4 protein-coding genes, 1 pseudogene and 1 riboswitch are annotated in these 4,346 nt (G+C 74.0%); of the genes and pseudogenes, 4 read left to right on the top strand and 1 reads right to left on the bottom strand.

Going from position 1 to position 4,346, the window contains the following annotated elements; all coding sequences use genetic code 11:
* Positions 1 to 424: 424 nt before the first annotated feature.
* Entirely contained in the window at positions 425 to 1,105 is a 681-nt protein-coding gene (locus G3I42_RS00745) for a class II aldolase/adducin family protein (RefSeq protein ID WP_164281921.1), read from the bottom strand.
* A gap of 139 nt (positions 1,106 to 1,244) precedes the next feature.
* On the opposite strand from G3I42_RS00745, the gene G3I42_RS00750 reads away from it, so the two are divergent.
* The 4 genes and pseudogenes from G3I42_RS00750 to G3I42_RS00765 form a co-directional block, all read left to right on the top strand.
* The gene (locus G3I42_RS00750; protein WP_164281922.1) at positions 1,245 to 1,973 is read left to right on the top strand and encodes a lysozyme; all 729 of its coding nucleotides are present in this window, start codon (positions 1,245 to 1,247) and stop codon (positions 1,971 to 1,973) included.
* A 202-nt stretch (positions 1,974 to 2,175) separates the two neighbouring features.
* On the top strand, positions 2,176 to 3,477 hold the full coding sequence (locus tag G3I42_RS00755) for an inorganic phosphate transporter (RefSeq protein WP_164281923.1): 1,302 nt from the start codon (positions 2,176 to 2,178) through the stop codon (positions 3,475 to 3,477).
* 11 nt (positions 3,478 to 3,488) lie between these two features.
* Entirely contained in the window at positions 3,489 to 3,770 is a 282-nt protein-coding gene (locus G3I42_RS00760; protein ID WP_164281924.1) for a hypothetical protein, read from the top strand.
* A 140-nt stretch (positions 3,771 to 3,910) separates the two neighbouring features.
* Positions 3,911 to 4,043: riboswitch (cobalamin riboswitch) on the top strand.
* Positions 4,044 to 4,154: 111 nt separating this feature from the next.
* Positions 4,155 to 4,346 (top strand): annotated as a pseudogene (locus tag G3I42_RS00765) (cobalamin biosynthesis protein); the annotation flags it as partial.

The following is a 4,346-nucleotide window of genomic DNA, read 5'->3' on the forward strand; positions in this document are numbered from 1 at the left end:
CGGCGGGCCAGGCGGGCGAGCCGCAGCAGGCGGCGGGCGGTGAGGGCCGGGCCGACGACGGGGAGGCGGCGGGCGGCCAGCACCACGCGGAAGCGGGCCGGGAGGCGGCGGCTGAGATGACGGCCGAGGCGGTTCGGGGCGGGAACGCGGGGAAGGGCGGTACGGCTCGGTTTGGGCACGGGACGATTCCTCTCCGGGCACCCGCGGGATGTGGAGCGCCTTTCAGGCGTCTTCCCCGTCTCGGCCGCGAGTCCCGCCGGGGGCGGGCAGTGCGCTCGTGCGGCGCAGTGGTGGCCGCGCGGGGTGCGCTCGCGGGGCTCCGCCCCGGACCCCGCTCCTCGATCTCCCCCAGCCTTCGGCCGGGAGGTACCCCCAGAGGGGCTGGCACGTGTGGGCCGGAACGTGTGGGCGCGCCGGCCCGGTGTCAGTCCTGTGGCTGGCCGTAGGTACGCAGGGCGTGGACCGCCTCGGTCAGTTGGTGCGGGGTCAGGACGCGTGGTGTGTGGGGCGGGACGGCGGCGGCGGTGAGCCAGACGTGGCAGAGCCATTCGAGCTGGGCGGTGCGGTCGTAGGCCGTGGCGAGGTCGGGGGCGAGGGTCAGGGTGCCGTGGTGGGCGAGGAGGCAGGCGGTGCGGTCGGTCAGGGCCGTGCGGACCGCTTCGGCCAGGGCCTCGGTGCCGTAGAGGGCGTACGGGGCGACGCGGACCGGGCCGCCGAACAGGGCCGTGACGTAGTGGACCGGCGGGATCTCGTCGACCAGGAGCGAGGCCGCCGTCGCGTGCACCGCGTGCGTGTGGACGACGGCCCTGGCCTCCGGGCGGTCCCGGTGGACGGCGAGGTGGAGGGGGAGTTCGCTCGTCGGGCGCAGGGTGCCGAGCAGTTGCCGGCCCGCCGGGTCGACGGCCACCACGTCGTCCGCGCCGAGGTCCCCGTACGGGACGCCCGTCGGCGTGACGAGGATCAGCGTGCCGAGCGCGGGGTCCTCGACCCGGAACGAGACGTTGCCCGAGGTGCCGGTGACGAGTCCGTCGGCGACGCTGCGGCGTGCCACGTCGAGCAGCCGCGCCCAGGCGGCGCGGGTGCCGGGTCCCGGGGTCCGTTCCATGCCCGTATCCTCGCAGCCGCCCCGGCGGGGGTACGGACGGAGGAGCGCGGCGAATCGCGGGCTTATTTCCCGCTTTGTATATGGATCAGCCGTTACGCTCGGCGGGATTTCCGTCCGTCCTCTTCTCGTCGGGGGCTTCATGAGGCGTCTTCGCCGCACCCGTTCCGTCCTGCTCGGCCCGGCGGTCCTCGCCGTCGCGGCACTCTGCGCGACCCCGGCGCTCGCCGCCGGGGTCGAGGGGCCGCGCGGGCACGACGTCTCCGCGCACCAGGAGACGGTGGACTTCGCCGCGGCGCGCGAGAAGGGCGCGCGGTTCACGTACGTGAAGGCGACCGAGTCGACGACGTACCGCAGCCCCGTCTTCGCGAAGCAGTACGACGGCGCGGCGAAGGCGGGGCTGCTGCGCGGCGCGTACCACTTCGCGCTGCCCGACCGCTCCTCCGGCACCCGGCAGGCCGCCTTCTTCGTCCGCAACGGCGGCGACTGGCGGCCCGACGGGCGGACGCTGCCGCCCGCGCTGGACCTGGAGACGAACCCGTACGACGCCCGGCACAAGTGCTACGGGATCAGCAAGCAGAAGATGCGCGCCTGGATCAGCGACTTCAGCGACGAGACACTGCGGCTGACCGGGCGACGGCCGATGATCTACACGACCGCGCACTGGTGGAACACCTGCACCGGGCGCAGCACGGCCTTCGCCGAGACGCACCCGCTGTGGCTCGCGAACTGGGCGGACGGCCCGGGCGAGCTGCCCGCGGGGTGGACGTACTGGACGCTGTGGCAGTACGCCGTGAAGGGGCCGCTGCCCGGCGACCAGAACGTGTTCAACGGGTCCGCGGACGACCTGGAGCGCTTCACGGACGGCTGAGGGGGAAGGGCGCACGGGGCCGGTATGTACGGGTACGGGGCGCAAGCGGAACCCGCGCGCGGGCGCCCCGGGCTCCGCGCGCCGTCCCCCGCGCCACCACCCTCCGGTTCAGGTCACCACAGCGCCCGCCCCAGTTCATCTTCCGTTCACTCGGATTGCTTACGTTCGGCGTGACATTGACGTCCAACAGAAGCCTGGGTAAATGGAACACATCACGCTTCTCCTCGGGATCGTGATCGTCACCGCTCTCGTGTTCGACTTCACGAACGGTTTCCACGACACCGCCAACGCGATGGCGACCACCATCTCCACCGGCGCCCTCAAGCCCAAGACGGCCGTGGCGATGTCCGCGGCGCTCAACCTCGTGGGTGCCTTCCTCTCGGTGGAGGTCGCCAAGACGATCTCGGGGGGAATCGTCGACGAGTCCGGGCTCAGGACGGAAGTGATCTTCGCGGCGCTCGTCGGCGCCATCCTGTGGAACCTCGTCACCTGGCTGCTCGGCCTGCCCTCCAGCTCCTCGCACGCCCTCTTCGGCGGGCTCATCGGGGCCGCTGTGATGTCGGCGGGCTTCTCCAGCATCAACGGCGGCACGATCGTCACCAAGATCGTGATCCCGGCCGTGGCGGCGCCCGTCGTCGCGGGCCTCGCCTCCTTCGCGGCGACCCGGCTGACGTACCGGCTGACCCGCGGCGTCGACGAGAAGACCGGGGCGAAGGGCTACAAGGTGGGGCAGATCGCCTCCGCCGGGCTCGTCTCGCTCGCGCACGGGACCAACGACGCGCAGAAGACGATGGGCATCATCACGCTCGCCCTCGTCACGGGCGACGTGCTCAAGCCGGGCTCCAACCCGCCGGTGTGGGTGATCCTGTCGGCCGGGTGCGCGATCGCGCTCGGCACGTACCTCGGCGGCTGGCGCATCGTCCGCACGATGGGCACCGGGCTCACCGAACTGGCGCCCCCGCAGGGCTTCGCCTCGCAGACCGGCGCGGCGACCGTCATCCTCGCCTCCTCGCACCTCGGCTTCTCGCTCTCCACGACCCAGGCGTGCTCCGGTTCGGTGATGGGCGCGGGCCTCGGGCGCAAGGGCGGCACGGTGCGCTGGTCGACGGCGGGGCGGATGGCGATCGCCTGGCTGCTCACGCTCCCGGCCGCCGCGCTCGTGGGCGCGGGCGCCGAGTTCCTGACCCGGCAGGGCACGTGGGGGGTCGCCCTCACCGGGGTGCTGCTCCTCGCGGGCGCCGGGACGATCTACGTACTGTCGCGACGCCAGCCGGTGAGCCACCACGACGTGGCCGGCGAGGCCGAACCCGCCGGGGTGGTCACGCAGGCCCTCGCCTCCGTCGCGCCGCCGCCCGCCGGGACGCTCACGGTGCCCCTCCAGCCGACCGCGGCCGAGGCGCCCGACGCGCTGACCGCGGCCCACCCCCCGCTCACGGCGGAACTCCCCGCCCCGCAGGCGACCGAGGCCCCGCGCCACACCGCGGGCTCCGGCACCGCGGCCTGAAAGGAACCTGCATGAACATCGACTGGGCGGCCCTCGGCTCCGTCTTCGGCGTGAGCCTGCTCGTCACGGTGGGCCTCGTCGGCGCCTTCGCCCTCGGCATCGCGGGCCTCTCGCGCGCCTCGGCCGCGACGACGGAGAACGGCGGCACGGGGACGGGCGGGGACGCGGGCACGGGCGGGAGCGGCGGTACGGGGACGGGCGGCCAGGCGCTGCTCGCCCGGCTCGGCGCGTACGTCTGCTTCGGGGTGTGCCTCGCGGCGGTCGCGTTCGGGATCTACGTGATCGTGGCCTGAGCGGACCCACCGGCCCCGCGATGCTCCCGGCAGGGGGCGGCGCGGGGCTTTCGCATGACGTGGGCGGCGGCAGGGGGGCGCGACCCCCGGGGTGACCGATTCGCCCCTCTTGCGTCAAGTGCGAGTTGACGCCCGGTCTCGGGGCGTGATGCACTGCCGGGGCCATTTCGGCGGCTGTGGAGGAAGTACCGGTGCGAATCCGGCGCGGTCCCGCCACTGTGAGCGGGGAGTGATCCCCGTGAGTCAGGAACTCCCGGCGCCGAATCACGTCGTACCAGGGCGCGGACCCTGAGAGTAGGACACCCCCCATGCCCGGCATACGCCGCAGCGCGCACCCGCCAGCCCGCCCGCTCCCCCGGCGAGGCGTGAGCGCGGACTGACGCCATGCCTGCCGGACGTGTTTTCGCGGTCGGCGCCACCGCCGGCCTGCTCGGCGACTCCCTCTTCGGCGATCCGCGCCGCGGCCACCCCGTGGCGGGGTACGGCCGTCTCGCGGGCGTCGCCGAGAAGGCGCTGTGGCGCGACCACCGGGGCGCGGGCGCCCTGCACACCCTGCTGTGCGCGGGCGGCGCCACC

Source organism: Streptomyces sp. SID11385 (assembly GCF_010548245.1).
Classification (GTDB): Bacteria; Actinomycetota; Actinomycetes; order Streptomycetales; family Streptomycetaceae; genus Streptomyces.